26 protein-coding genes are annotated in these 25235 nt (G+C 63.9%); 8 read left to right on the top strand and 18 right to left on the bottom strand.

The annotated features are described in order from the left end of the window. Positions 1-101: 101 nt before the first annotated feature. Positions 102-449, bottom strand: a complete 348-nt coding sequence (locus tag LB553_RS19495) for an ArsC family reductase (protein WP_224515909.1) — start codon at positions 447-449, stop codon at positions 102-104. Between the two features lie 172 nt (positions 450-621). Between LB553_RS19495 and LB553_RS19490 the strand changes: the two genes are divergently transcribed. After that, entirely contained in the window at positions 622-975 is a 354-nt protein-coding gene (locus LB553_RS19490) for an ArsR/SmtB family transcription factor (RefSeq protein WP_224515908.1), read from the top strand. After that, positions 972-1451 (top strand): SRPBCC family protein, encoded by a 480-nt coding sequence (locus LB553_RS19485; RefSeq protein ID WP_224515907.1) that lies wholly within the window; start codon positions 972-974, stop codon positions 1449-1451. The genes LB553_RS19490 and LB553_RS19485 overlap by 4 nt, the downstream gene beginning before the upstream one ends. Positions 1452-1549: 98 nt before the next feature. On the opposite strand, the gene LB553_RS19480 is transcribed toward LB553_RS19485, so the two are convergent. The 9 genes from LB553_RS19480 to LB553_RS19440 form a co-directional block, all read right to left on the bottom strand. Beyond that, positions 1550-1903, bottom strand: coding sequence for a nuclear transport factor 2 family protein (locus LB553_RS19480; protein WP_224515906.1), 354 nt, complete (start codon positions 1901-1903; stop codon positions 1550-1552). A gap of 245 nt (positions 1904-2148) precedes the next feature. Next, a complete protein-coding gene (locus LB553_RS19475; protein ID WP_224515904.1) occupies positions 2149-2679 on the bottom strand; it encodes a 2'-5' RNA ligase in 531 nt (176 codons plus the stop codon). Positions 2680-2736: 57 nt separating this feature from the next. Beyond that, entirely contained in the window at positions 2737-3723 is a 987-nt protein-coding gene (locus tag LB553_RS19470) for a 2-dehydropantoate 2-reductase (RefSeq protein ID WP_224515902.1), read from the bottom strand. Further along, positions 3723-5252: an acyl--CoA ligase gene (locus tag LB553_RS19465; protein WP_224515899.1), complete on the bottom strand. Its 1530-nt coding sequence runs from the start codon at positions 5250-5252 to the stop codon at positions 3723-3725. Before LB553_RS19465 ends, LB553_RS19470 begins: the two co-directional genes overlap by 1 nt. 50 nt (positions 5253-5302) lie before the next feature. Next, on the bottom strand, positions 5303-6889 hold the full coding sequence (gene ggt, locus LB553_RS19460) for a gamma-glutamyltransferase (RefSeq protein ID WP_224515896.1): 1587 nt from the start codon (positions 6887-6889) through the stop codon (positions 5303-5305). A 21-nt stretch (positions 6890-6910) separates the two neighbouring features. Next, positions 6911-7711 (bottom strand): ABC transporter permease, encoded by an 801-nt coding sequence (locus tag LB553_RS19455; RefSeq protein WP_224515894.1) that lies wholly within the window; start codon positions 7709-7711, stop codon positions 6911-6913. Beyond that, a complete protein-coding gene (locus tag LB553_RS19450; protein WP_224515891.1) occupies positions 7708-8631 on the bottom strand; it encodes an ABC transporter permease in 924 nt (307 codons plus the stop codon). Before LB553_RS19450 ends, LB553_RS19455 begins: the two co-directional genes overlap by 4 nt. Continuing rightward, the gene (locus LB553_RS19445) at positions 8628-9707 is read right to left on the bottom strand and encodes an ABC transporter ATP-binding protein (protein ID WP_224515889.1); all 1080 of its coding nucleotides are present in this window, start codon (positions 9705-9707) and stop codon (positions 8628-8630) included. Before LB553_RS19445 ends, LB553_RS19450 begins: the two co-directional genes overlap by 4 nt. Positions 9708-9841: 134 nt before the next feature. Next, positions 9842-10882 (bottom strand): ABC transporter substrate-binding protein, encoded by a 1041-nt coding sequence (locus LB553_RS19440; RefSeq protein ID WP_224515887.1) that lies wholly within the window; start codon positions 10880-10882, stop codon positions 9842-9844. A gap of 233 nt (positions 10883-11115) precedes the next feature. Between LB553_RS19440 and LB553_RS19435 the strand changes: the two genes are divergently transcribed. Beyond that, positions 11116-11814, top strand: a complete 699-nt coding sequence (locus LB553_RS19435) for a GntR family transcriptional regulator (protein WP_224515885.1) — start codon at positions 11116-11118, stop codon at positions 11812-11814. A 16-nt stretch (positions 11815-11830) separates the two neighbouring features. Here LB553_RS19435 and LB553_RS19430 read toward each other — a convergent pair whose 3' ends face one another. The 6 genes from LB553_RS19430 to LB553_RS19405 form a co-directional block, all read right to left on the bottom strand. Further along, complete coding sequence (locus LB553_RS19430; RefSeq protein ID WP_224515884.1) at positions 11831-12916, bottom strand: ABC transporter ATP-binding protein; 1086 nt, start codon at positions 12914-12916, stop codon at positions 11831-11833. After that, a complete protein-coding gene (locus LB553_RS19425; protein WP_224515882.1) occupies positions 12906-13514 on the bottom strand; it encodes a cupin domain-containing protein in 609 nt (202 codons plus the stop codon). Before LB553_RS19425 ends, LB553_RS19430 begins: the two co-directional genes overlap by 11 nt. A 206-nt stretch (positions 13515-13720) precedes the next feature. Then, entirely contained in the window at positions 13721-14791 is a 1071-nt protein-coding gene (locus LB553_RS19420; RefSeq protein ID WP_224515879.1) for an ABC transporter substrate-binding protein, read from the bottom strand. 27 nt (positions 14792-14818) lie between these two features. Next, complete coding sequence (locus LB553_RS19415) at positions 14819-15637, bottom strand: ABC transporter permease (protein ID WP_224515876.1); 819 nt, start codon at positions 15635-15637, stop codon at positions 14819-14821. Beyond that, positions 15634-16521, bottom strand: a complete 888-nt coding sequence (locus tag LB553_RS19410) for an ABC transporter permease (protein WP_224515873.1) — start codon at positions 16519-16521, stop codon at positions 15634-15636. The genes LB553_RS19415 and LB553_RS19410 overlap by 4 nt, the downstream gene beginning before the upstream one ends. Positions 16522-16624: 103 nt before the next feature. Continuing rightward, complete coding sequence (locus LB553_RS19405) at positions 16625-17908, bottom strand: NAD(P)/FAD-dependent oxidoreductase (RefSeq protein WP_224515871.1); 1284 nt, start codon at positions 17906-17908, stop codon at positions 16625-16627. A gap of 199 nt (positions 17909-18107) precedes the next feature. Here LB553_RS19405 and LB553_RS19400 point away from each other — a divergent pair, with 199 nt between their 5' ends. From LB553_RS19400 to LB553_RS19380, 5 genes are all read left to right on the top strand, one after another. After that, positions 18108-19265: a fumarylacetoacetate hydrolase family protein gene (locus LB553_RS19400; RefSeq protein ID WP_224515869.1), complete on the top strand. Its 1158-nt coding sequence runs from the start codon at positions 18108-18110 to the stop codon at positions 19263-19265. Between the two features lie 271 nt (positions 19266-19536). Then, positions 19537-20469 (top strand): substrate-binding domain-containing protein, encoded by a 933-nt coding sequence (locus LB553_RS19395; RefSeq protein ID WP_224515867.1) that lies wholly within the window; start codon positions 19537-19539, stop codon positions 20467-20469. A gap of 107 nt (positions 20470-20576) precedes the next feature. Then, positions 20577-21563, top strand: coding sequence for an ABC transporter permease (locus LB553_RS19390; RefSeq protein ID WP_224515864.1), 987 nt, complete (start codon positions 20577-20579; stop codon positions 21561-21563). Positions 21564-21567: 4 nt separating this feature from the next. Continuing rightward, on the top strand, positions 21568-22362 hold the full coding sequence (locus LB553_RS19385) for an ATP-binding cassette domain-containing protein (protein ID WP_224515862.1): 795 nt from the start codon (positions 21568-21570) through the stop codon (positions 22360-22362). Between the two features lie 86 nt (positions 22363-22448). Further along, complete coding sequence (locus LB553_RS19380) at positions 22449-23471, top strand: LacI family DNA-binding transcriptional regulator (protein ID WP_224515858.1); 1023 nt, start codon at positions 22449-22451, stop codon at positions 23469-23471. A 254-nt stretch (positions 23472-23725) separates the two neighbouring features. Here LB553_RS19380 and LB553_RS19375 read toward each other — a convergent pair whose 3' ends face one another. Together LB553_RS19375 and LB553_RS19370 are read right to left on the bottom strand one after the other, a co-directional pair. Next, the gene (locus tag LB553_RS19375) at positions 23726-24487 is read right to left on the bottom strand and encodes a class I SAM-dependent methyltransferase (RefSeq protein WP_224515856.1); all 762 of its coding nucleotides are present in this window, start codon (positions 24485-24487) and stop codon (positions 23726-23728) included. 77 nt (positions 24488-24564) lie between these two features. Beyond that, positions 24565-25146, bottom strand: a complete 582-nt coding sequence (locus LB553_RS19370) for a TetR/AcrR family transcriptional regulator (RefSeq protein ID WP_140544202.1) — start codon at positions 25144-25146, stop codon at positions 24565-24567. Positions 25147-25235: the final 89 nt, after the last annotated feature.

Raw genomic sequence — 25235 nt, 5'->3', positions numbered from 1 at the left:
GCGCTGGACACGTTGACCAACGCCGCGTTCCTTCACACCCCCCTCTGGCCTGCCGGCCATCTCCCCCGCAAGGGGGAAATTGGGGCTTCGGCGTCCCGCCTTTACTTCACCGCCTCCTCGTAAACCTCCGGCCTGAACCCCACTAATATCCGCTCGCCCATCTCCAGCACCGGCCGCTTGATCATCGTCGGCTTGGCGAGCATCAGCTGCTTCGCCTTCTTCTCGTCCAGCCCGGTCTTGTCTGCTTCCGGCAGCTCGCGAAAGGTCGTGCTGCCCTTGTTTAGCAGCTTTTCCCAACCGACCTTGCCGATCCAACCGCTGAGCTTGTCGGCCTCGATCCCCTCTGCCCGGTAGTCATGAAAGCGATACGGCACGTCACGGCTCTCCAGCCAGACGCGCGCCTTCTTGATCGTGTCGCAGGTGGTGATCCCGTAGATAGTAATGGTCAAGGCGGGCCTCTGTCAGATGGGTTTTCGAATCCGGCAGAAGCCTAGGCCGGCCCTATAAGCTTTGCCAGCGCTACGCGCCGGTGCGATTTTGGCCCTTGCCAACACTAAGGTTTTTTCCTAAGTATTTTCCTGCAAAGACCCTGACCGCCAGGCGGTCCCGGAAGGAACAGCTATGAGCCTGCAGACCGTCAGCCAGAACCCACCGCCCATCGACGGCATTTTTCGCGCGCTGGCCGATCCGACACGGCGGCGCGTCGTGGAGCGGCTGAACAGAAGTCCTGCCTCGGTCAGCGAGTTGGCGGAGCCGTTCGGCATGGCGCTCCCCTCCTTCGTCGAGCACCTGAAGGTACTGGAAGGTTGCGGGCTGGTGCAGTCGCAAAAGGCAGGCCGGGTCAGGACTTACAGCCTTTCGCCCGAGCCGCTGAAGCTTGCGGAAAACTGGCTCGCCGAACAGCGCGCGCTGTGGGAGCGCCGGCTCGACCAGTTCGACGCCTATGTGATGAACCTCAAGGAGAGTGAAAAGTGAGCTATCCGTTCAAGCCGAACCCGAAACTGGACCTGACGCTGGAGCGCTTCCTCGACGCGCCGCGCGAACTCTTGTGGCGCGCCTGGACGAGGCCGGAGCATGTCAAGCAATGGTTCACGCCGAAGCCATGGATCATCACCGATTGCGAGATCGACCTCAGGCGTGGCGGCCTGTTCCGCACGCGCATGCAATCGCCCGACGGCAAGGAGGTGAGCGACCGCCATTGCTGCTATCTCGAGATCGTGCCGAACGAACGACTGGTGTGGACCGACGCGCTGCTGCCGGGCTACCGGCCATCCGGCGAACCGTTCATCACCGCGGTCATCGCGCTGACGCCGGAGGGCAAGGGCACGCGCTACACCGCCACCGCCATCCACCGCGACGAGGCGACGCGCGACAGCCACGAGGAGATGGGGTTCTTCGATGGCTGGGGCACGGTGGCCGACCAGCTTGCCGGGTATGCGAAGACGATTTGAGCAGCAGACATGGCGGCCTGGATATGATCCGAGGCCGCCATGCCCGATCTTTCAAAATCATGCTGCGAAAGCCGTGCGCAGCCGAATGCCGGCAAGCCTCAGTAGTAGAAACGCTCTTCGCTGATCTTGCCGTTCTTGACGGTGTAGAGGCCAACCTCATCCATCTTGACGCGTTCGCCGGTCGATTTCGGCGTCACATCGAAGCTGAAGCGCAAGGCGAACTGGTCGCCATTGACGTACGGCCCCTCGACCGAACCGCCATGAACCTCATGGTTCGCTTCCCACCACTCGCCCTTCTGCTTGACGGCTTCCTTGCCGCTGCAGACGGCCATCGGGCCGTCCATGGCTTCGTAGCTGACGATGTCGTCGGCATTGTATTTCGCGGCAGCGCCGTGGCTGTCGCCCCGCTTGAGGAGCTCGGTGAAATCTTTGGCAATTTCCGCAGTGGTCATGATTTCCTCCCGGTTTGGACCAGACATCAAGTAGGTATCGATCGTTCGCCTGCCACCGACGTCCGGCTCCGCAGGTGACAAATCGTGTCAGGATGGTGGCGCTGCCGACGATAAGGATGCTTTGAGATGCTTACATGACAGCATGGGCATCATCCTGGCCGTTCAGCTGCCAAGTTCCGGGGAACGTATATTCCCCCTGGTGGCTATGGATCAGCGCAAAATTCCGCACTCTCCAGCTGACGGGTTCAACCAGCCGTTCCTGAATTTTCGGCACCTCGTCTCTGTCGCGGAGCAAAGTCACGTGCGGGCTCTAACCTATTAGTCACGAAATCGCGCAGCGGGCTGTCGTGCACGATCGCCGAAAGTTTGCGCCAGAAGTGTTGCAGCGCTGGGGAATGATCGCTGCTTCGAAGCACCAGCGCGCCACCACCAAAGGCAGACAAACGGTCGAAGGAAACGTCGAAGGCTTTCGCTTGTACCAGCGAGCCAACGCGACAAGCCGTCTCAACTACATACGGGGATTTGCCGTCGCCGAGACCCATCAAGGTTACGTGCGTCTGCTTGGCGGGAGTTAGCCAAGCTTTGAGCAGCCCATACTCCCGACAATAGCACTCGCCTCGATGTGCTAGCACAGCATTGGTGGGCTCTTCGACCAGGACTCCATAAAACAGATGCGGCTCTTTCGGCTGCCTCCGATTCCTGCTCATCCTCAACTCGCCCCAGCCGAAATAAGTTTGGCCATTGTCGTGCGTCCCGAATGTAGGCTCTCCGTTCATGGCTGATCCCTTTCGGATATCGTCCAAAGGGCCAGATTAGAACAAAACAAGAACAAACTACAAGGGAGAATAACACCCGCGCTCGATCGCAAGCCGCCGCACCAGCGCCAGCACGGTATCGATGGTCGGCGTCGGTTGGCCGGTCAGGCGGCCGAGTTCCTGCACCGCGGTGACCAGCGCGTCGATCTCCATCGGACGGCCGCGCTCGAGATCCTGCAGCATCGAGGTCTTGTGCTCGCCGACATCGCCGGCCCCCTTGATGCGCCGATCGACCGGGATGAGGAAGCGCACGCCGAGTTGCTCACCGATCGCCTGCGCCTCCAGCATCATGGCTTGGGCAACGGCGCGTGTGGCTTCGTCGGCGACGATGGCCGCAAGCGTGCTGCCGGTCAGTGCCGAGATCGGGTTGAAGGAGAGATTGCCCCAGAGTTTCACCCAGATCTCCGAGCGGATGTCCTCGCGCACCGGCGCCTGCAGTCCGGCCTTGACCATTTCGCGGGCAAGCGCGGCGACGCGCTCGCTCTTCTCGCCGGAAGGTTCGCCCAGCGAAAAGCGCGTGCCCTCGACATGGCGGATCAGGCCCGGCGCATCGACCTCGACGGCGGGATAGACGACGGAGCCGATGACACGTTCCGGTCCGATGCGCTGCCAGATCGCGCCACCGGGATCGACTGCGTTGAGCCGCGTGCCTTCGAGCGCGCCGCCCGCCTTGTAGAAATACCACCAGGGCACGCCGTTCTGCATGGTGACGACGGCTGTCCCCTCGCCCAAGAGCGGCGCGATCTCGCCCAGCGCGGGGGCCAGCGAATGCGCCTTCAGCGCCAGCACGACATAGTCCTGCACGCCAAGTTCCTCGGCGCGTGCCGCCGCTTTCACCCGCGCCACCGTTTCCTTGCCGTCCTCGATCAGGCGCAGGCCGTCGGCCTTGATCGCCTGCAGGTGCGCGCCGCGCGCCATGATCGACAGATCAACAGAACCGGAGATCGCCAGCTTCGCGGCGAGGTAGCCGCCGATCGCGCCGGCGCCAAAGACTGTAACGCGCATCAGGCGAGCCCGAGCTTGGCCGCCAGCCCGATGCGCTGCAGCTTGCCCGTCGCGCCCTTCGGGATCTCGTCGAGGATCACCACTTTGCGCGGCACCTTGAAGTCGGCGAGTCGGGTCGATGCAAAGCCGCGGATGTCGGCCTCGCTGGCGCTCTGGCCTTCGCGCAGCACGACGGCAGCCGCCACTTCTTCGCCCAGCTTGTCATGCGGCATGGCGAAGGTGACGACCTGCGCCACCGCGGGATGATCCATCAGCACGCCGTCGATCTCCAGCGGCGAAATCTTCTCGCCGCCGCGGTTGATGATCTCCTTCAGCCGGCCGGTGACACGCAGATAGCTATCCTCGTCGAGCACGCCCTGGTCGCCGGTGTGGAACCAGCCATGGGCGAAGGCGCTGGCATTGGCATCCGGGTTCTTCTCGTAGCCTGCCGTGACGTTCGGTCCGCGAATGACGATCTCGCCGACCTCGCCGGGTTTGAGCAGCCGACCGTCCGGCGCCATGACGGCGACTTCCGGTCCGGCCGACGCACCGACGCTGCCGGGCTTGCGCAGTCCGGGCGGCAAACGGTTGGACGCCATCTGATGCGCGGCCTCCGTCATGCCGTAGGCCTCGATCACCGGGCAGCCGAAGGTCACTTCGAGCTCGGCCATCACTTGCGCCGGCAGCGAAGCGGACGACGAGCGGATGAAGCGCAGCTTCGCCTCGGCGAGCTGTTCGGGATTGCGAGCGGCGCGCGGCAGGATCGCCTGATGCATGGTGGGCACGGCCGTGTACCAGCTGGGCTTTGCTTCGGAGAGCCACTGGAAGAAGCGCAGCGCGTTGAAGCCCGGTGTGCAGAAGACGCTGCCGCCGGCGGCGAGCGAGGACAGCACCGCCGCGATCAGCCCATGGATGTGAAACAGCGGCATGATGTTGAGGCAGCGATCAGCCGGCGTCAGGCCGAGCGTCGCGCCGATATGCCTTGCCGACGCGGCGAGATTGGCGTGGCTGAGCGGCACCAGTTTCGGACGCGACGTGGTGCCGGAGGTATGCAGAAGGAGTGCGACATCGCCATCGGCGGCCAGGCCCGAGGCGACCGGCGGCCCGGCGGGATCACCCTCGATCGCGAACACGCCGGCCGGCGCGCCTTCCGGCACCATCAGCCGCAGCACCGGGATGCCCAGGCGCTCGGCGATTTCGACCGAAGGGCCCTGCTCGTCCTTGCCTACGAGGATGGCCTTGACGCCGATATCGCTGAGATAAAAATCGAGCTCGTCGGCCCGGTAGGCCGGATTGAGCGGCGCGGTCGACGCGGCGGCGGCCACGGCGATGAAGGCCGTCGCCATTTCCGGGCCGTTCGGCAGCACGATGGCGACGCGATCGCCGCGGCCGATGCCGAGCGCGTTGAGCCGAGCAACAGTCTCATGGATCAGTCGCCGCAGCCCGCCATGCGAGATTGCCGCCCGTTCTGGTGCGGCGATGGCCGGCGCGTCGTCGGTGCCGGGTGCAAGTCGATGGGCGAGATCGGTGGCGTTTTCGCTGTTTGTCATGGCTCCAGACTATGTTTCGAGCGATCGGCTTATGTCCAGTAAAGGCCTGCTCAATATCCGAGCGCCAGGCCGTCCTTGCGCGGATCGGACGCGCCGGTCAGCGTGCCCTTTTCCCAATCGATCAGCACCGCCTGACCGCCGCCCAGCGGATGACCGGGCTCCACCACCTTATGGCCGAGCCGGCGCAGGCCTTCGATCGTCTCGGCGCGCACGCTCCGCTCTGCCTCGACGACATCGTGATTGTAGAACACCCGGGCCGCATCGATCGCCTGCTGCGGGTCCATGCCGAAGTCGATCATGTTGGTCAAAAGATGCACATGGCCGAAGGGCTGGTAGCCGCCTCCCATCACGCCGAAGGGCATGAGGGCGCGGCCATCCTTCGTCATCATGCCCGGCATGATCGTGTGCATCGGCCGCTTGCCGGGCGCTATCGCATTCGGATGTTTCGGGTCGAGGCGGAAGCTCGAGCCACGGTTCTGCAGCACGACCCCGGTCTTCGGGCCGACCACGCCGCTGCCGAAGGAATAATAGGTCGAGTTGATGAAGCTCACCGCATTGCGCTCGCGGTCGACGACGGAGATATAGACCGTGTCGCTGCCCGGAAGATCGAGACGCGGCAGATCGGTCATGGCGCGCTCGGGATCGATCGCGGCGCGCAGGCTGTCGGCATAGGCGCCGGAAAGCAGCGCCTTGACCGGCACATCGACATGATCCTGATCGGCGAAAAACGCATCGCGATCCTGATAGGCGAGCCGGCCCACCTCAATCTCGAGGTGCAGGCGCGCGGCGCCGTCCGGATCGAGCTTGTTCAGCTCAAAGCCCGAGAGCAGGTTCAGCATCAGAAGCGCGGTGAGGCCCTGGTTGTTGGGCGGCAGCTGGTGGATGTCGTAGCCGCGATAGGAGGTGCTGACCGGGGTCCGGTAATCGCCCCTGGTGGCGGCGAAATCGTCGAGCGTATGCAGGCCGCCGAGCGCGCGAAGCCGTCCGACCAGATCCTCCGCAACCGCGCCTTCGTAGAAACCGGCGCGGCCCTTCTTCGCGATGATGCGCAGCGTCTCCGCCAGCTCCGGCTGGCGATGAACATCGCCGGCCTTCGGCGGCTTGCCGTTCGGCAGGAAGATGCGGGTGGCCACCTCGTCGGCCGTCAGGTCGGTCTCGGGATCCCTCCAGTCGAAGGCGACGCGGTCGTGCACGACATAGCCTTCTTCCGCGTAACGAATGGCCGGAGCGAGCGCGTCGGCCAGGCCCTTGCGGCCATGATCCTCCAGCAGCCGACACCAGGCGTCGACGGCGCCTGGGATGGTGACAGCGTGCGGACCCTGCTTCGGAAGCTCGCTGAATCCCTTGTCCAGATACCAGTCGACCGTCGCGGCCTTTGGCGCACGGCCCGAGCCGTTGAAGGCAAGCACGTTCGCATCGCCCTTGGGGCAATAGAGGACAAAGCAGTCGCCGCCGATGCCGGTCGATTGCGGCTCAACCACCGCCTGCACCGCGGCCGCGCAAACCGCGGCGTCCATGGCGTTGCCGCCCGCGCGCAGCATGTCGATTGCCGCTAGCGTGGCGAGTGGATGCGAGGTCGCGGCCATGGCCTCGGCGGCGCGGACCGGCGAGCGGCCGGGGAACTGGAAGTCACGCATGCTGTTCAAGGTATCCCTGTATCAACGTCCGCGGCCGAAAAGCTGGGCAGCGGACAACAAGACGATCGATAGCACGATCAGGCAAGTCGAAATGGCGGCGATCGTCGGATCGATCTGATCGCGCAGCGCATTGAACATGCGCCGCGTCAGCGTCGTGGTCTCGCCGCCGGAGATGAACAGCGACACCACCACCTCGTCGAAGGAGGTGATGAAGGCAAACAGCGCGCCCGAGACGATCGAGAAGCGTATCTGCGGCATCGTCACCTGGAAGAAGGCGGAGAAGCGGCCGGCGCCGAGACTGCGCGCCACCATCTCCTGGTTCATGTCGTAGGAGCGCAACCCCGAAAGGACTGTCAGCACGACCAGCGGCAGCGCCTGCACTGTGTGCGCGATGACGAGGCCGGTCAGCGTGTTGTTGAGGCCGATGCGGGCATAGAGGAAAAAGGTTCCGATGCCGATCAGGATGACCGGGATGGTCAGCGATGCCGTGAGCAGCGCGTTGATCGCGCCGGTCAGCCGCAGTGTGCGGGCGTTGATGGCGTAGGCCGCGGCGGTGCCGAGCAGCGTTGCGACGATTGCCGTCATGACCGCAACCTTGACCGATACGACGGTGGCGTCGCGCCATTCGACCGAGCCGAAATAGCTTTCATACCAGCGCAGCGACCATTCCTGCGGCGGGAACTCTAAGAGCGACGAGCCGGAAAAGGACATGATGACGATGATCACCGACGGGGCGATCAGGAACAGCATGACGAGGCCGCCGAGCGCATAAAGCCAAAGGCGTTGCCGATGCGAGATGGGCAGGGCATTTTCCATACTCATCGCTCGCTCCAAACACCGGTGGCGCGGGCGCCGAGCAGCCAGTGGAAGAGGCCAAGCAGCGCCAGCGTGACGGCGAGCAGCACGACGCCGAGGGCGGCGCCCGCACCCCAATTGGAATAGAGGCTGGTGGTCTGCTCCATGCGCATCGCCCACATGATGACCTTGCCGCCACCCATCAGCGCCGGCGTGACGAAGAAGCCGAGGCACAGCACGAAGACGATGACCACGCCCGAGGCTAGGCCGGGCAGCGACAGCGGGAAGAATATCTGCCGGAAGGTGGCGGCCGGGCTGGCGCCGAGATTCATACCGGCGCGCAAGCAGTCGACGTCGATAGTCTTCATCGAGGCGTAGAGCGGCAGCACCAGGAAGGGCAGCATGATGTGGGTCATGCCGATGACGACGCCGGCGAAATTGTTGGCGAGTGGCAGCGGCTGGCCGATGACGCCGATATCCATCAGCCATGTGTTGACCAGCCCCTTGCGCTGCAGGATGACGAGCCAGGCATAGGTGCGCACCAGCACCGAAGTCCAGAACGGCAGAATGACGAAGATCAGGCAGACCCCGGCGGCGCGGCGCGGCAGTTGCGACAGCATATAGGCCAGCGGATAGCCGAAGAGCACGCAGGCGCCGGTGACGACGAAGGCCACCTTGAAGGTGGTGACGAAGGTCTTGATGTAGGAGGCCTGCTCGAAGAAGCGCGCATAATTGGCGGCGCTGAGCTGGCCGCTCTCGTCGAACAGCGAAAGCCAGAACAGCCAGCCGATCGGCACGATGATAACGGCGAAGACCAGAAGCAGCCCGGGCGACAAAAGCGCGAACAGGCCACGCGCTTCCCGCCGCGCGTCGGCGCGCAAGGCATCGGTATTGAGCGCCCCATCGGGCCGTCCAGCGTGATCGAGGCTGACGGAAGCAAGGCTCATTGGTCCGCCACCAACACCACGTCCTGCGCGTCGATGCCGAGCATTATCGGCTCGCCCGGCGCCGGCAGTCTCGCCAGCACGTCGGAACGGCAATAGTCGCGCAATATCACCTGCCGGCCGTCCTTGAGCGCCGCATAGCAGACGAAGCTGTCGCCCTGGTAGATGACGTCGCCGACCGTTGCCGGCAGCGCATTGATATCGTCAGTCTGTTCGCCAGCGATCAGGCGCAGCTTCTCCGGCCGCACCACCATCAGGTGCCGGCCCGAGGACGGCATTGGATCCGTCATGCGCAGCTTGTTGCCTTCATGCCAGACGCCGCCATTGCGGCATTCAACCGGAATGAAGCTGGATTCGCCGATGAAGCCGGCAACGAACTTTGTTTTCGGCCTGGCGTAGAGGATCTCGGGCTGATCGATCTGCTCGATGCGTCCGGCATTCATGACGGCGACGCGGTCCGACATGGTGATCGCCTCACGCTGGTCGTGGGTGACGTAGACCGTCGTCATGCCGAGCCGGCGGTGCAGGTTGCGCAGCTCGATCTGCATGTGCTCGCGCAGGCCCTTGTCGAGCGCTGACAGCGGCTCGTCCATCAAGACGATGCGCGGCTCGAAGACAATGGCGCGGGCCAAGGCCACACGCTGGCGCTGGCCGCCGGAGAGCTGGTCGACACGGCGCTCGCCGAGGCCTTTCAGTTGCACAAGGTCCAGCGCCCTCTCGACACGCTCGGCCGTTTCGGCCGTCGACACGCGGCGCTGCTTCAGCGGAAAGGCGATGTTGTGGAAGACGTTCATATGCGGAAACAACGCATAGTTCTGGAACACCATGCCGATGTTGCGCTTGTGCGGCGGCATGGTGATGATCTCCTCACCGCCGACCTTGATGGAGCCGGCATTGGCCCGCACGAAGCCGGCCAGGATCATCAAGAGCGTCGTCTTTCCCGAGCCGGACGGCCCGAGCAGCGTCAGGAATTCGCCCGCCGCCACATCGAGGCTGAGATCGCTGAGGATGGAGACAGCACCGAAACGCTTCTCGATACCGCTGATGCCGATGGGAAGCGCGGACTGCGCGAGAGACAAGAGCATCTCCTTCAACTCCGGATCATTTTTCGCGAAACGATGCGGAGCGGCGTATCAGAAGCCGCTCCGACAGTTTCTTGTTACGCAATTCCGGACGGAAAACCGCTGCGCACTTTTCCTGGAATTGCTTAGCGTTACTGCTGGATCAGGTTGTTGAACTTCTCGGTCGCCTCGACGAGGGTGTCGCGCCAGAATGCCGGATCCTGCAGCACCTGCTTCTTGACGTTCTCCGGCGCGGAATTGATGTCCTTGATCCGCTCCGGCGGGATCTTGCCGGTCTCGAAAGCTTTCTCGTTGGCCGGGCCATTGTCGACATAGAGCGGCAGGTTGGCCTGGAGGTCGGGGCTGACGAATTTGGCCAGCGCCTTCATGGCGACGTCCTTGTTCTTCGAGCCCTTCGGGATGACCATACAGTCGGCGGTGAGCACGCTCTGATCGAAGGAGAAGCTGACCGGCGCGCCTTCCTTCTTCAAGGTGCCGGCGCGGCCGTTCCAGATGCTCGCCATGTCGACCTCGCCGTCCTTGACGAGCTGCATGGCCTGCGCGCCGGAGGTCCACCAGGCATCGATATGGCCCTTGACCTTGTCGACAGATTGCAGCGCGCCGTCGATGTCAACCGGATAGACCTTGTCGATCGGAATGCCCTTGGCGAGTGCGGCGACGCTCAGCGTTTCCGTCGCCTGGCTGCCGGAGAGCGCGCGGCGTCCAGGGAATTTCTCGACGTTCCAGAAATCGGCCCAGGTCTTGGGGCCCTTGTCGCCGAAAACATCGGTGCGATAGATCAAAACCACCGACGTGTAGGAAATGCCGACCCAATCATCGTGGACAAGCTTCGGGTTGATGCCGCTCTTGTCGATGACGTTGTAGTCGAGCTTCTCGAACAGGCCTTCCTTGGAGCCGCGCGCGCATTCGTCGGCGCCGAGTTCGGTGATGTCCCATTTGACGGCATTGCCGGTGACCTGCAGCCGGACGTCGTCGAGGCCGTTGGTGGTATCCTGCTTGATGATGATGCCGAGTTCCTTGGCCGTCGGATCGAAGAAGGCCTTGGTCTCCGCTTCCTGATAGGTGCCGCCCCATGAGGCGACGGTGATGGTGTCGGCGGCCGAGGCCGGAACGGCGACTGTGGCCAGCAGGCCGGCGACGGCCAAGCCGTGAATACAGGGTCTCTTCGTCATTTTCGCTTCTCCAACCGGTGTTCCCGTTATCGTTGATTTGGTATGCGAATTTGTATACAATTTTGAGTGTAATTTTTCGGAGGCCGATGTCAACTCGGGTTTGGCGTTTTTTGGCTATGGGAGTATGGCCATTCCGCAGGGGGCAATTGCCTCCGGCGAAATGCTCCTGTTCAAGCAGACCCTAAAACGAACTAAGCTCGCGAATCCGTGACGCAATCTTGGAGGCGGAACGCTTGAAGGAGAGAAAGAACACGCTGCGCGACTCGGTGTTCGAGGCGCTGAAGGCGTTGATCATCACCGGCCAGATCCCGCCGGGCGGCCGCGTGACGGAAAACGAGATCGCCGAGCGTCTGAAAGTCAGCCGCACGCCGGTGCGCGAGGCCTTCAACCGGCTGGAGCGCGACGGGCTGGTGATCGGGCGGCCGCGCCAGGGCTATGTGGTGGCCGAGTTCAACCTGACCATGTTCCGGGAGGCCTTCGACATCCGCGAGATGCTCGACGGGCGCGCGACCGAGCTGGCGGCGGCCAACGCCACCGCCGCCGACAAGGCACGGCTGCGCGAGATGCTCGCCGAATGCGAGCGGCTGGCGGCGATCCCGGACCGCAGCACCAGGGAGAAATTCGAGGAGCTCCAGGTCGGCATCGACCTGCACCGTGTGATCGCCGAAATCAGCGGCAATGAGATGCTGCATGGCATGCTTTGCGGCATCCTCGACAAATGCCAGCAATATGTGTGGACCGAGCTTTTGTGGCTGGACGAGTGGAAGCTCACCCGCGAAGAACATGCCGGCATCGTCGACGCGATCTGCGCCGGCGATGTCGCGCAGGCCGGCGAGCGCGCCCGCGCGCATGTGCGCGGCTCGCGCGAGAACATCCTGCGCCTGCTGCAGGCCAAGTCCGACTATCAGGGATTCTTCGCCAAGGCGTCGTGAGCCTAGGCCCGTTCCATCAGCTGGAAAGCATTGGGCAATTGGCGCCGCGCCGCAGGCTGACATAGGCTACGTCGCCAACACTGAATTGAGTACCGTCAGCGCGGCGTGGGGCATCGATGACGATCGAAGTCCCCTGTCCGAGCTCGGCGTGCAGGCGCAGCGTGCGGCCATGGAAGACGACGCCACTGACGCGCGCCGGCGCGGTACCTTCGCCGGCTTCACCGACAACCAGGAGATCTTCCGGCCGCACGCCGATGGTTCGCGTGTCGCCGGCGGCCGGCGTCTCGCCGCTGTCGGAAATCGCTTCCAGCGGCAAGTCCCCGGCGGCAAAGCGCAGGCGCTCGCCGTCGCGGCCGACAAAGCGCGAGCGCAACAGATTCATGGTGCCGATGAAGGAGGCGACGAAACGTGTTGCAGGCCGATCGTAGAGCGTGGCCGGCGGCGCGATCTGCTCAATGCGGCCCTTGTTCATGACGACGATGCGGTCGGAGATCGACAGCGCCTCGGTCTGATCGTGCGTGACCATGACGAAGGTGGTGCCCAGCCGCGACTGCAGCCGCTTCAGCTCGACCTGCATCTGCTCGCGCAGATGCGCGTCGAGCGCCGACAGCGGCTCGTCGAGCAGAAGCACGCGCGGCTCGCAGACGATGGCGCGGGCTAAGGCGACGCGCTGGCGCTGACCGCCGGACAATTCCGAGACGCGTGCGCGCAGCTTGTCGGCTAGGCCGACCATGTCGAGAGCCTCGCGGACCTGTTTGGCCTGCTCGGCGCCGGTGAGTTTGCGCAGCGACAGGCCGAAGCCGACATTGGCCGCGACGTCCATATGCGGAAACAGCGCATAGTCCTGGAAGACGGTGTTCACCGGCCGGTCGAATGGCCGCAGCCCGGTGATGTCGCGGCCTTCGAGCAGGACGTTGCCGCTCGAGGGGCTTTCGAAGCCGGCGATGACGCGCAAGCTCGTCGTCTTGCCGCAGCCGGAAGGGCCGAGCAGGGTCAGGAACTCGCCCGCGGCAATGTCGAGATCGACCGTATCGAGACCGACCACACCACCCGGAAAAACCTTCGAGACTTTATCGAGACGAACGAGCGCGTCAGGCGCCATCGCGCACCTCGGACGGTTTCGTCGTGTTGACCCACAGGATCTGGCAGCGCTCGGCGCCGGGATTGCGGAAGGCATGCAGCAGCGTGCTCTTGAAGGCGAAGCTGTCGCCGGCTTTCAGCACATAGGTTGTGGCGTCCACCACCAGCTCGACTTCGCCGGTCATGACGAAGCCGAATTCGTGGCCGGCATGGGCGTAGGCTTCCGCCGTGCCGCCGCCGGCCTCGACCGTGACCAGCATGCCGGTCAGCGTCGCGGCCGGCGGCGACAGGAGCGCCTTGGCGATGCCTTCGGATTTCACCGGAATCTGCCGTCGCTTGTCGGCGCGCACGCAATAGAGATCGTTGACCGCTTCGTTGCCGTCGGCGATCAGCGCCGACGGCTCGATGTCGAGCGCCGCCGCCAGCGGCCAGATCACCTTGACGCGCAGCGAGGACATGCCGCGCTCGATCTGGCTGAGCGCACCGATGGAGATGCCGGCCTTGGCCGCGAGCTCGGCCAGCGACAGCTTGCGCTCGAGCCTGAGCGCCCGCACGCGCCGGCCGACGCGGATATCGGCATCGTCTTTCGGCTTTGCCGCCGCTTCGTCAAGAATGTCCATGCGTTGGTCCTTGTTGTCTTTCCCCGGTGTGGTGCAGCGCCGCCAGGCTCCCCCTTCTCCCCTTGTGGGAGAAGGTGGATCGGCGCGACAGCGCCGAGACGGATGAGGGGTGTTCCAGCGAAGTGAGACGTCTGTGTTCCCTGGAGCACCCCTCATCCGGCCGCTTCGCGGCCACCTTCTCCCACAAGGGGAGAAGGTGGAGCTAGTCATCCCCCCGCCTTCACCTTCTCGAACATTTTCGCCATATCGTCATTCTGTTTCATCGGGCCGGTGAAGATGGTGCTCTTCAGCATCACCTCCGGATCGGCAGGCAGCTGCAGTTTCTCCAGCTCTTCCTTCGACACGCCGGCGAAAGCGGTCGAGAGGGAGCTGCCATAGCCATAGGACTGGATAAGGAATTTGCCGGAGTCGGCGTCGAGCCGGCTGTTGATGAAGTCATAGGCGAGATCGACGTTCTTGGCGTCCTTCAGCATGACGAAGCCGCAGGCCCAGGTCAGCATGCCTTCCTTCGGCTTCATGAACTCGACCGGCACGCCCTGCTTCTTCAACGAGGTCGCCGACGCATTCCACGTCATGGCGGCGACCAGTTGGCCGCTGGCCAGCGCCTGCTCGACCGAGGTCATGTCGGTGGTGTAGCTCGACAGCAGCGGCCGCTGCTCGCGCAGCTTTTCGGCCACCTTGTCCATCTGCTCCGGTGTCATGTCGAAGGGGTTCACGCCCGCCAGAAGGGCCGCGACGATCGGAGTGTCGTGCACGGCGTCGATGGTCGCCATGCGGCCGGCATATTGCTTGTCCCACAGAAGGTTCCAGCTCGCCTCGGGGCTCTTCACCAGATCGGTGCGGTAGAGGATCGAGGTGTTGCCCCAGTCCCAGGGCACCATCCACACCTTGCCGTCGCCGGCCTGCAGGTCGGGCAGGTTCTTGAACACCGGGAAGATCGAATCCCAGTTCTTGATGCGCTTGGTGTCGATCGGCTGCAGCAGGCCTTCCTTGTTCCAGCGCGCCACCTTGTCGTAGCAGGGATGCGCGATGTCAGGCCTGAAGCCGGCCTTGACCTTGGTGAAGGCGTCGTCGTCATCGCCGAAGATCGTCGCCTCGACGCCATCGGGATGAGCGGCAAGGAAGCTCTTGTTGAAGTCGGGCAATTCGTAGCCCGACCAGGTGAAATATTGCAGCTTGTCGGCGGCAAGTGCGACTGTCGACGACAGTGCGAGCGCCAGTGCGGCAAGGCCGGCTCGGGCTTTTTGTCCGGTGAGCGATTTCAGGTGGACTATCATTTTCGTTCTCCTCTTCTTTGTTGTGGTTCAGGCTGGATTGCGACGCGCGGCGCCGAGGCCGCGATGGCGAAGGATTTCGGCTGTGCCGGCGATGATGACCGACACGGCGAGGATCACCGTGCCGAGCGCCATGACGGTCGGCAGCGAGCGCGGAAAGCGCAGCTGGCTCCAGATGTAGAGCGGCAGCGTCGGCTCGGTGCCGGCGAGGAAAAAGACGACGATGAACTCGTCGAAGGAAATCAGGAAGGAGAGCATGAAAGCCGACAGCACGGCGGGCAAGCTGAGCGGCAGCATCACGCGCCGGAACGTCGTCCAGTCGGAAGCGCCGAGGTCGAGAGCCGCCTCGCGGATCGTCTTCGGGATGGCGGCGAAGCGGCTGCGCATCACCACGACCGTCGTCGGCAACGCGACGAGGATGTGGCCGAGCACGATGGAAACGCGCGATGGGCCGAGGCCGATCAGATTGACCAGGATCAGCAGCGAAATGCCGACGATGACGCCGGGGATCAGGATCGGCAGCCGGGCGATGGCGCTGATCGTGGCGGCAAGCGGCGAACGGCCATAAAGGTCCATATAGGAAACGGTGATGCCGCAGAGCGTCGCGCCGAAGGCAGCGATGACGCCGATGACCAGGCTGTTGGCCAGGGCGCCGGACAGCGCCGGATTGCCATAGAGCGTCCGGTACCATTCGAGCGTGAAACCCTGCAGCGGAAACGCCGCCTGGATCGAGTTGTTGAAGGAAAACAGCGGGATCAAAAGCACCGGCAGATACAGGAAGACGAGATAGCCAAGCACGTAGAGGCCGAGCCAGCCGCCGCCTGCGTTGGTGCCGGCCCGGGCGCTCATGTGCGGCTGCCGAACCGGCGATCGGCGCCGCGCGCTACCAGCACCACGCACAGGATAACCAGCATGACGCAGACCGAGAGCGCGGCGCCGAACGGCCAGTCGTTGGCCTTGCCGAATTGCGACTGGATCAGCGTGCCGATCATGGTGCTGGCCGGGCCACCGACCATGGCCGGCGTGACATAGTCGCCGATGGTCGGCACGAAGACGACGAGCGCCGCCGCCAGCACGCCCGGCATCGAATTGGGCAACACGACGCGGCGGAAGCTGGTGAAGGGCCGCGCGCCGAGATCGGATGCGGCTTCAAGCAGCGATTTCGGGATCGTATCCAGCGCCACGTAGATCGGCAGGATGGCGAAAGGCGCGTAGGCGTGGGCGAGTGTCACCACGACCGCAGCCGGCGTGTTGAGGAAGGCGAGCGTCGGCTCCTTCCAAAGGCCGCTTTCGATAAAGGCGGAATTCAGCACGCCATTATAGGCAAGCACAATCTTCCAGGCGAAGACGCGCAGGAGATAGCTGGTCCAGAAGGGCAGCGTGACCAGGAAGAGCAGCAGGTTGCGGCGGCGGCCGGCATGGAAGGCGAGGTAATAGGCAACCGGATAGGCGGTGACGACGGTCGCCAGCGTCACCACGCCGGCAATCACCAGCGAGCGCAGCGTCACCGTCCAGTAGAGCGGATCGGTGGCCACGGTGATGAAATTTTCGACCGTCAGGCCAACCCCGAGCAGCGAACCGTCATTTCCCCTGAAGGCGAGAAAGACCACCAGGCCAAGCGCGAACAGGATGAGGAAGAAAGTGACCAGCCCGCCCGGCAGCAGCATGGCGAAGCGGAAGACCGGTGAGATACGGGTTTCCGGCGATGGCCGCGCTGCAACGATGGTCGACATCAGAGTGCCTATTGGCTCCATCGGATTTTTGAAATCGGCTAATGTTTTTTCATATTTATGAAAGTGTCAAGGAGATTCGCTTGTGCGCTGCACGCATTCGGCATCAACGCTCGAACGCGTCGAGCATGCGGTACCAGGTGATTGCCGCGGCGACGCCGACTTGGCGGAAGGCGTGGAACGGGATCGGCCGGATCGGCGAAAGCGGGAAAGGCAATTGGCTGACGTCCCCGGTCGCGAGGTAACCGGCCATGCGCTTGCCGAGCGCGCTCATCAGGCCGACGCCCCTGCCCTGGCAGCCGACGACCGCGAGCAGGCCCTTTTCCGGCTCATGCAGGTGCGGCAGGTGATCCGGCGTCAGCGCCACGCGGCCGAACCAGCGCTTTTCGATGGCGATGCCGGCAAGCGCCGGATAGAGGCGGGTGAGCGCGCGTTCGCAATGCGCCCAATCGGCCGCGCTTGAAGGCAGCGCCATGCGGCCACGGCCGCCCAGCACCATCCGGCCATCGGGACTCCGGCGGTAATAGACGAGGATGCGGCGGGAATCGGAAACGGCCTGACCGCCCGGCAGGATGCTTGCGGCAAGCTCGGCCGGGAGCGGCGCGGTGGCGATCTGGAAGGAATGCAGCGGCACGATTGTTTGCGCGAGGCCAGGCAGAAGGCCGTCCGTATAGGCGTTGGTGGCGAGCACGACCGACCTGGCGCGCAACTCGGCACCGCCTTGCGTCGAGACTCGCCAGGCGCCGGCTTCGTTGCGGAGCTTCACCACGCGCTGCTGCTCGGCGATTCTGGCGCCGGCGGCCAAGGCGACGCGGGCGAGCTCGAGCGTGTAGGACAGCGGATCGATGACGCCGGCCCGGCTGTCCAGCCAGCCGCCGAGATACCCTTTGGCGCCGGTCATGGCCGCGATCTCGGCCCGGTCAAGCAATTTGACGTCGGCACCCCGCGAGCGCCATTGGCGGTCCCGGTTCGCTGCCGCGATCAAAGCGGTCTCGGTGTGCGCGGCCTGGATCCAGCCGTTGCGCGTGAACGGCACCGCCAGCTTCTCGTCTCGGATCACGTCGAACACGGCATCGGCCGTCGCGGCGGCGAACGCGACGAGGGCTTCGCCGCGCTCCTTCCCGAAGTGTTCGATCAGCCACTCCGGATCGTATTTGAGGCCGGGAATGACCTGGCCGCCATTGAGGCCTGAAGCGCCCTGCCCGATCAAGCCGGCATCCAGCACCTGAATGGAAAGGCCCGCGCGCGCCGCATGAAGTGCGGTCGACAGCCCCATGATGCCGCCGCCGACAATGACCACGTCCAGCGTGGCACCGGCCGAAAGCTCCGACTGGAACGCCGTGGCCGCCTGGGGCTTTCGCCAGATCGGATCGGAAAAGCCTGCGGCCAAGAGGATCACCTAACGCGCTGGAGCTTGGTGAAAATTCTATTGCATATTTCATAGATTTGAAAGAACGCTTCGATGGGCCAGTTCGGTTGTGGCTGTGTGACAGCACATGCATGGTCATAAATGTTGCGGCTGGCGGGATAGACGTTTCCGCGAAATCGGGGAAAAGTGCCGCGCGCGAAAAATTGAGAGGAATGATGCCATGACCGATCCGACCCGCTTGCCCGCCGATGGAATTTTCGTCGGCCGCGCCAAGACCAGCGCCGCTTCCCATCCGCTGGTGGTGACGGTGCGGGACGGACAGGTCATCGACGTCACCTCGAGCGCGGCGCCTACAGTGCGCGATCTTTGCGAGTTGAAGGATCCGGCTGACTATCTGCGCTCGGCCAAGGGCAAGGCGATCGGCGCGCTGGAAGAGATCGCGGCGAACAGCTTCGAGGCCAAACGTGACGCCGGGAAGCCCATCCTGCTCTCGCCCGTCGACCTGCAGGCGGTGAAGGCCTCCGGCGTCACCTTCGTCGTCAGCCTGCTCGAGCGCGTCATTGAGGAACAGGCGCGCGGCTCGGCCGAAAAGGCCGACGCCATCCGCGCCGACATCGCCGGACTGATCGGCCACGATTTGTCGAAGCTCAAGCCCGGCTCGCCGGAAGCGATGGAGATCAAGGCCAAGCTGATCTCGCGCGGCGCCTGGTCGCAATATCTCGAAGTGGGCATCGGCCCGGACGCCGAGATCTTCACCAAGTGCCAGCCGATGGCTTCCGTCGGCTTCGGCGCCGATGTCGGCCTGCATCCTGTCTCCACCTGGAACAATCCGGAGCCCGAGATCGCCATGATCGCCGACAGCTCGGGCCGCATCGTCGGCGCCACGCTCGGCAACGACGTCAATCTGCGCGACGTCGAAGGGCGCTCGGCGCTGCTGCTCGGCAAGGCCAAGGACAACAACGCCTCCGCTTCGCTCGGGCCGTTCGTCCGCCTGTTCGACGAGACATTTTCGATCGCGGACGTGAAGCGCGCCACGGTGCGGCTCAGCGTCGAGGGCGAGGACGGCTTCTCGCTGGAGGGCGCGAGCTCGATGGCCGAAATCAGCCGCTCGCCGGAGGAACTGGTCAAGGCGGCAATGGGACCGCACCACCAGTATCCGGACGGGCTGGCGCTCTATCTCGGCACCATGTTCGTGCCTTCGAAGGATCGCGGCGAGAAGGGCAAGGGTTTTACGCACAAGGTCGGCGACATCGTCACCATCTCGTCGGAAAAGCTTGGCGCGCTCACCAATCGCGTGCGCCTGTCGCCCGACTGCCCACACTGGACCTATGGCGCCAGCCACCTGATGCGCGACCTGGCCAAGGCGGGGCTGATCTAAAGCCGCACCAGACAGCGGTTGCTTCGAGGCCAATCCGTGCAGCGGATGGCCGATGGTGCCGCTTGCCCAACGAATATCGCCGCAGCTGATGCAATCTGATGGGATTGCTGATGGCGCCCGCGCCTGTGCCAACATCCATTGGCGATGGAGGCTTGCCAGCGCCGCAAAAAAGAGAATGCTCTAGACGTTCCGGTCGGCGCCGGCAGGAGGTGCGGTCCAAGGCCGCGTCGCGCTGATCCAGGAGGAGAGTTTCAACATGGGAGGAAATCGAATGCTTTCGCGGCTAAGACTGCTCGTGCTTGGCTTCATCGCCATGCTCGCCATTCCGGCGATGGCTGAGGCCAAGACGTTCTACTGGATTTCGCATGGCGGCCCGGCCGATCCGGTCTGGACCTACTTCCTGGCCGGCGCCAAGCAATGGGCGAGCGACACCGGCAACAAAGTGAACACCTCGTTCCACAATGGCGATGTGGCGTCACAGCAGGAGGCCGTCCGCGCCGCCATCTCGGCCAAGGCCGACGGCATCGTCACCACCAGCCCCGATCCGGGCAGCCTTGTCGAGATCGTCAAGGAAGCGCGCGCGGCCAATATCCCGATCATCAACTTCAACACGCCCGATCCGAAGGCCAACTTCAACGCCTATGTCGGCGGCGACAATGTCACCTTCGGCAAGCACTGGGCGCAATACCTGGTCGACAAGGGCCTGGTGAAGAAGGGCGATTTCGTCTGGATGCCGGTCGAGGTCCCCGGAGCCACCTATGGCGTGCAGGAAGAGGAAGGCATCAAGAGCGTGTTCGGACCCGTCGGCATCACCTATGAGGTGACCGAAGCGACGCTCGATCAGGCCGAAGTGATCAACCGCATGGTCGACTATCTCACCGCCCACAAAGGCAAGGTGAAGGCGATCATCGGCCTCGGCGATCTTGTCACCGGCTCGATCAAGCGCGTGTTCGACCAGGCCGGCGTCAAGCCGGGCGAAATCCCGGTCGTCGGCTGGGGCAACTCGCTCGACACCACGCAGGAAGTGCTGAACGGCTACGTCAATGCCGGGCAGTGGCAGGACCCGCAGGCGACCAGCTATGTGGCGCTTTCGCTGGCCAACATGGCCGCCAGCGGCATCCCCCCAGGCTTCAACGTCATCACCGGCGCGCTCTATGAGAAGGACACCGCCGGCGTCTACGACAAGATCCTGTCCGGCAAATAATCCCTGACATTTGCAGTCGCGGCCTTCGGGCCGCGACCGCTTTCCTGTACCGTCGAGCCCTGTCTGGTCGGAGCGGGCTTCAGCCAATCATTCACGCCGCGGGCTCAATGGAAAACCGTTCCTTCATTCAAAGTTTCATCGCGCGAGCGGAATTCGGTCCGCTGGTGCTGCTTATCGTCGAGCTCGTCGTCTTCTGGGGTATCAATCCCGACTTCCTGTCGCCGCAGAACATTTCGAACATCCTGGCCTTCACCGTCGAGCTCGGCCTGATCGCGCTGGCGATGACGCTCCTGATGACATCGGGCGAATTCGATCTTTCGGTCGGCTCGTTGTTCGGCTTCTCGCCAGTGCTGATGTGGACGCTCTTCAACAGCGGCGTCACTTCGCTCGAGATGGGCCTGCTGATCGCGCTGATCGTTGCTGCCCTGATCGGGCTGGTGAATGGCTGGTTTGTCACCCAGCTCAAGATCCCGTCCTTCCTCGTCACGCTCGGCATGCTGCTGGTCGTGCGCGGCTCGGCGCTGTTCATCACCGACGGCTTCCCGCAGCGCACCTGGAGTGCGGAAGGCAGCTGGCTGGCGAACATCCTGGTCGGCGATTTCTATCTCGGGCCCTTCCGCATCTATGCATCGCTGTTCTGGTTCATCGGCGCTGCGATCGTGCTGGGCTATGTGCTGACGCAGAGCCGGACCGGCAACTGGATCCAAGCCGCCGGCGGCAATCCGAACGCGGCCCGCGCGCGCGGCGTCAACGTCAGCCGCGTCAAGGTCGGCCTGTTCATCCTTTCGGCGGTGATGGCTTCCTTGGCCGGGGTGATCTCGTCGCTGCGCACCTCCGCGGCCAACCCCAACAGCGGCACGGGCTACGAGCTCGAGGTCATCGCCATGGTGGTGATCGGCGGCACGGCGCTGACCGGCGGGCGCGGCACCATCGTCGGCACGGTGCTCGGCATCCTGATCCTGCGCGTGATGCGCAACGGCATCGTGCTGATCGGCGTGCCGGGGCTCGCCTACAATATCTTCATCGGCGCGATCATTCTCGGCATGATGGCCCTGCATTCATGGCTCGAACGCCGGCACCAGGCGGGGACTTAAGACGATGGCCGAGCCTCTGATCCGCATGACAAACATTCGCAAGTCCTACGGGCGCGTGCAGGCGCTGGTGGACGCCAATTTCCACGTCAATGAAAAGGAGATCGTCGGCCTGCTCGGCGACAACGGCGCCGGCAAGTCGACGCTGATCAAGGTGCTCTCGGGCGCCGTGCCGCTGACCAGCGGCGACATCTTCATCCGCGGCAAGAAGGTCACGCTGCGCAGCACCAGCGATGCGATCGCGCACGGCATCGAGACGATCTACCAGGACTCGGCGCTGGTCACGCAGCTGTCGATCGCGCGCAACCTGTTCCTCGGGCGCGAGCCGATCAAGGCGCCGCGCTTCCTCAACCGCATGGACCAGGACGCAATGAACGCGGTGGCGCGCGACCTGCTCAGGCAGGTCGGCATCACCAAGAACATCCCGCCGACGACACCGATCGGCTCATTGTCGGGCGGCGAGCGGCAGGCCGTGGCGATCGCGCGCGCCATGCATTTCGACAGCGATCTCATCATCCTCGACGAACCGACCAACAATCTCGGCGTCGCCGAGACGCAAGGGGTCCTAAGCTTCGTGCGCAGCGCCCGCGATTCCGGCCATTCCTGCATCTTCATCGCGCATAACATCCATCACGTCTTCCAGGTGGTCGACCGCATCGTGGTGATGCGCCGGGGCAAGGTGGTGGCCGACGACATCGATCCGAAAAAGACAACGGTCGCCGAGGTCGAGCGCGTCATCACCGGCATGTCGGACAAGGAAATCCGCGACGCGATTTCCGACAGCCGGCAATCGCATGGCTGAGGGCTGACCGCAGGCCGATCGGCTGCCGGCAGCCCCTTCACGCCCGCCGCTGGCACAGGATTGCATCAGCGCCTATGACTGGACCCATGAAAGCCACCGTAGCCGATATCGCCCGGAGCTGCGGCCTGTCGACCGCGACCGTCGACCGAGTGCTCAACAACCGCCCAGGCGCAAGCGCGGCCAATCGGCAGCGCGTGCTGGAAGCGGCCAAGCAGCTCGGTTATCTGCCGACGCTCGACCAGGTCGTGCTGCCGTCGAAGCCGGCGCATCTCGAATTCTTCCTCCCGATCGGATCCAACGCCTTCATGGCCGATCTCGCCCATCACATCGAGGACTATGCCCAGCGTCTGCCGCTGGTCGCTTCCTGCCGCATCCACAACCTTGCCGGCATTTCGCCGGGCGCGCTGCAGAGCGCTCTGGAGAATCTGTCGCTCAAGGCCAACGGTGTCGGCATGATCGCTGTCGATCATCCGCGCACGCGCAACATCCTGCGCGAGTTGGTCGATGCCGGGATCAGGCTGGTTACGCTGATCTCGGATGTGCCGGCGGCACCCCGCTCAGCCTATGTCGGCATCGACAACCGGGTGGCGGGCCGCACGGCGGCGCTGCTGATGGGCCGCTTCCTTGGCGACCGCACCGGACATCTGGCAATGGTGGTCGGCTCGCGCTCCTATCGCGGCCACGAGGAGCGCGAGATGGGTTTTCGTTCGGTGCTCGCCGAAGAGTTTCCCGACCTCACGGTCTCAAGCGCCGCCGAGAGCAATGACGACCCGGACGCCAGCTACCGCGCGACCGTCAAGGCGCTGCACAACGAACCGGAGCTGCTCGGCATTTATTGCGTCGGCGCCGGGCGGTCCGGCGTGGCCAAGGCCTTGCTTGAGGTCAAGCCGCGCAAGAAGCCGGTCTTCATCTGCCACGACCTGACCAAGGAAACACGGCGCTATCTCGTCGACGATCTCGCCGACGTTGTCATCGACCAGAATGCGCGGCTGATCGCGGAGCAGTCGGTGATCCGCCTGCTCGGCTCCATCGCGTCGTCGGCGCCGTATCTGACGAAGAAATTCATCGAGCCGCGGCTGATCTTCAAGGAAAACGTGCCGGTGCAGTAGCGCGGGCGGCCGCTCGCTTATTTGTCTGACGATTGATCCCGCAATTCTGCACAGCAGCTATGCAGGTTTCGCAATTGCCGAATCGTTAGGCACCTCGTATTTATCTGGGTGTCGGCCGTCTCCTCCTCCCAGATGTGATGCCGACGCTGAGTGCGGTACACCTCCTCCCGTGCCGTATTCGAAATCGAGCCCGCTGCCACCTCCTCCCGGCAGCGGGCTTTTTCTTTGCGTGCCAAAGGCGGAGGCGAAGCCACCTAGCCTTTCGCCGTCACTAGATTGGAGCTGAGTTCGAAAGCGACTCCCGATCCATCCGCATAAGACTGCAGCACGGGCGCGCTCCCGCTCATGATGTCCTCCACGACGTGCTTGCGTTCCTGATCGGCCATCGCCTTGCCGGCGGCGCTCATGCCGACCAGGGCCATCGTGTTCAACCGCAGGAGAGGCGCCCCGTCCTCTAAGCGTATCCTGCGCGATATTGTCCTTGATCGGACGTCGTGGAAACCGGCGTCCCGGAGCAGCGCCTCGATCAGCGCCGCATTCCCAAAGCTGTGGCGCAGGTCCACCACTGGACCGAGGAGGCGCTCGGCGCGGCGGAGATCCCGAAAGAAGGGGATTTCATCATCGGGGCGCCACGTGGCAACGGCCAGCCGGCCACCCTGCGCCAGTGCTCGCCGCATCTCCGCCGCCGCAGCGGATTTGTCGGGAAAGAACTGGAGCCCTTGTTGACAGACGATCACGTCGAACTGCTCTCCGTCATGGAGGGGCAGTGCACCGGCATTACCTACGCGCCAATCGATGTCTGGCGCCACGGTGCGCGCGACAGCAAGCATATCTGCATTGATGTCGATGCCGAGGACATATCCGGCGGCGCCGAGCCGTTCCCTGGCAACCCGGGCAACTATTCCCGTGCCGCAGGCGATGTCCAACACACGATGGCCTGGAGACAGCTTCAGTTCTTCGAAGGTCACTTCTGCCCAGGGGCGAAAGAGAGGACCCACGAGCCAGCGCTCATACATCTCGGAAAACTTGCCTGACCCATAGTCTAGCGCCCGTTTCCGGAACAGCATAACAGAGTCAGGACGAGGCGAAGAGATCAGCGCGCCCGGAACGAGGCGATCAGGCTTTCGGCCATGCGCACGAATTGCGCGCTCGGGCCTTCGGCGCCGACGCTCTGCATTGAGACTCGCGCGCCTTCGAGCAACAGCGACAGCGTGTCGGCAAGAAGCTCTGCCTGGCCGATGCCGGCATCGCGGCAAAGCGCAACCAGCTTTTCGCGCTGGGCTTCCTTCAGTTCCTTGATGACGCGCCTTGCCGGGTGATCGGTTTCGGTGAGCTCGACGGCGGCATTGGCCATATCGCAGCCGCGGCTGTCGGCGCTGAGCAGTTCAGAAGCCTTTTGGACCCAAGCATGCAACTGGGCGAGCTTGTCGCCGGGATGCTTGGCCTCGAACTCGTCCCAAATCCTCGAAGCCTTCGCCGCCGTGGCGCGCAGGCATTCGACGATCAATTCGTCCTTCGATTCGAAATGACGGTAAAGCGTCATCTTGTTCGTGCCGGCAGCCTCCGTGATGGCGTCGACGCCCACACCCTTGATGCCGTGCTTGTGGAACATGTCCTGCGCCGTCTCCAGGATTCGATCCCGGGGGCGGGAACGCTCCGCGACGCCGTCAGTCATCATGATCTCCTTTCGTCGTTTCCAAAAAAACCGTCGCCACCTCTTGACTAGGGTGTTACCGGTCTGTAACTTCCAGCATGTTACTTACT

The sequence above is a fragment of the Mesorhizobium sp. CA8 genome (assembly GCF_020164955.1).
GTDB lineage: Bacteria > Pseudomonadota > Alphaproteobacteria > Rhizobiales > Rhizobiaceae > Mesorhizobium.
Note: the sequence above shows the minus strand (reverse complement) of the source record. Positions and strands in the feature narration are given on the sequence as shown.

What these genes read in the sequence shown, in the direction of transcription:
- LB553_RS19375 (WP_224515856.1), bottom strand. Translation starts at nt 24,487, where the DNA reads ATGTATGAGCGCTGGCTCGTGGGTCCTCTCTTTCGCCCCTGGGCAGAA.
- LB553_RS19470 (WP_224515902.1), bottom strand. Translation starts at nt 3,723, where the DNA reads ATGCGCGTTACAGTCTTTGGCGCCGGCGCGATCGGCGGCTACCTCGCC.
- LB553_RS19380 (WP_224515858.1), top strand. Translation starts at nt 22,449, where the DNA reads ATGAAAGCCACCGTAGCCGATATCGCCCGGAGCTGCGGCCTGTCGACC.
- LB553_RS19480 (WP_224515906.1), bottom strand. Translation starts at nt 1,903, where the DNA reads ATGACCACTGCGGAAATTGCCAAAGATTTCACCGAGCTCCTCAAGCGG.
- LB553_RS19475 (WP_224515904.1), bottom strand. Translation starts at nt 2,679, where the DNA reads ATGAACGGAGAGCCTACATTCGGGACGCACGACAATGGCCAAACTTAT.
- LB553_RS19455 (WP_224515894.1), bottom strand. Translation starts at nt 7,711, where the DNA reads ATGAGTATGGAAAATGCCCTGCCCATCTCGCATCGGCAACGCCTTTGG.
- LB553_RS19390 (WP_224515864.1), top strand. Translation starts at nt 20,577, where the DNA reads ATGGAAAACCGTTCCTTCATTCAAAGTTTCATCGCGCGAGCGGAATTC.
- ggt (WP_224515896.1), bottom strand. Translation starts at nt 6,889, where the DNA reads ATGCGTGACTTCCAGTTCCCCGGCCGCTCGCCGGTCCGCGCCGCCGAG.
- LB553_RS19400 (WP_224515869.1), top strand. Translation starts at nt 18,108, where the DNA reads ATGACCGATCCGACCCGCTTGCCCGCCGATGGAATTTTCGTCGGCCGC.
- LB553_RS19415 (WP_224515876.1), bottom strand. Translation starts at nt 15,637, where the DNA reads ATGAGCGCCCGGGCCGGCACCAACGCAGGCGGCGGCTGGCTCGGCCTC.
- LB553_RS19395 (WP_224515867.1), top strand. Translation starts at nt 19,537, where the DNA reads ATGCTTTCGCGGCTAAGACTGCTCGTGCTTGGCTTCATCGCCATGCTC.
- LB553_RS19440 (WP_224515887.1), bottom strand. Translation starts at nt 10,882, where the DNA reads ATGACGAAGAGACCCTGTATTCACGGCTTGGCCGTCGCCGGCCTGCTG.
- LB553_RS19490 (WP_224515908.1), top strand. Translation starts at nt 622, where the DNA reads ATGAGCCTGCAGACCGTCAGCCAGAACCCACCGCCCATCGACGGCATT.
- LB553_RS19420 (WP_224515879.1), bottom strand. Translation starts at nt 14,791, where the DNA reads ATGATAGTCCACCTGAAATCGCTCACCGGACAAAAAGCCCGAGCCGGC.
- LB553_RS19385 (WP_224515862.1), top strand. Translation starts at nt 21,568, where the DNA reads ATGGCCGAGCCTCTGATCCGCATGACAAACATTCGCAAGTCCTACGGG.
- LB553_RS19425 (WP_224515882.1), bottom strand. Translation starts at nt 13,514, where the DNA reads ATGGACATTCTTGACGAAGCGGCGGCAAAGCCGAAAGACGATGCCGAT.
- LB553_RS19370 (WP_140544202.1), bottom strand. Translation starts at nt 25,146, where the DNA reads ATGACTGACGGCGTCGCGGAGCGTTCCCGCCCCCGGGATCGAATCCTG.
- LB553_RS19465 (WP_224515899.1), bottom strand. Translation starts at nt 5,252, where the DNA reads ATGACAAACAGCGAAAACGCCACCGATCTCGCCCATCGACTTGCACCC.
- LB553_RS19430 (WP_224515884.1), bottom strand. Translation starts at nt 12,916, where the DNA reads ATGGCGCCTGACGCGCTCGTTCGTCTCGATAAAGTCTCGAAGGTTTTT.
- LB553_RS19450 (WP_224515891.1), bottom strand. Translation starts at nt 8,631, where the DNA reads ATGAGCCTTGCTTCCGTCAGCCTCGATCACGCTGGACGGCCCGATGGG.
- LB553_RS19410 (WP_224515873.1), bottom strand. Translation starts at nt 16,521, where the DNA reads ATGTCGACCATCGTTGCAGCGCGGCCATCGCCGGAAACCCGTATCTCA.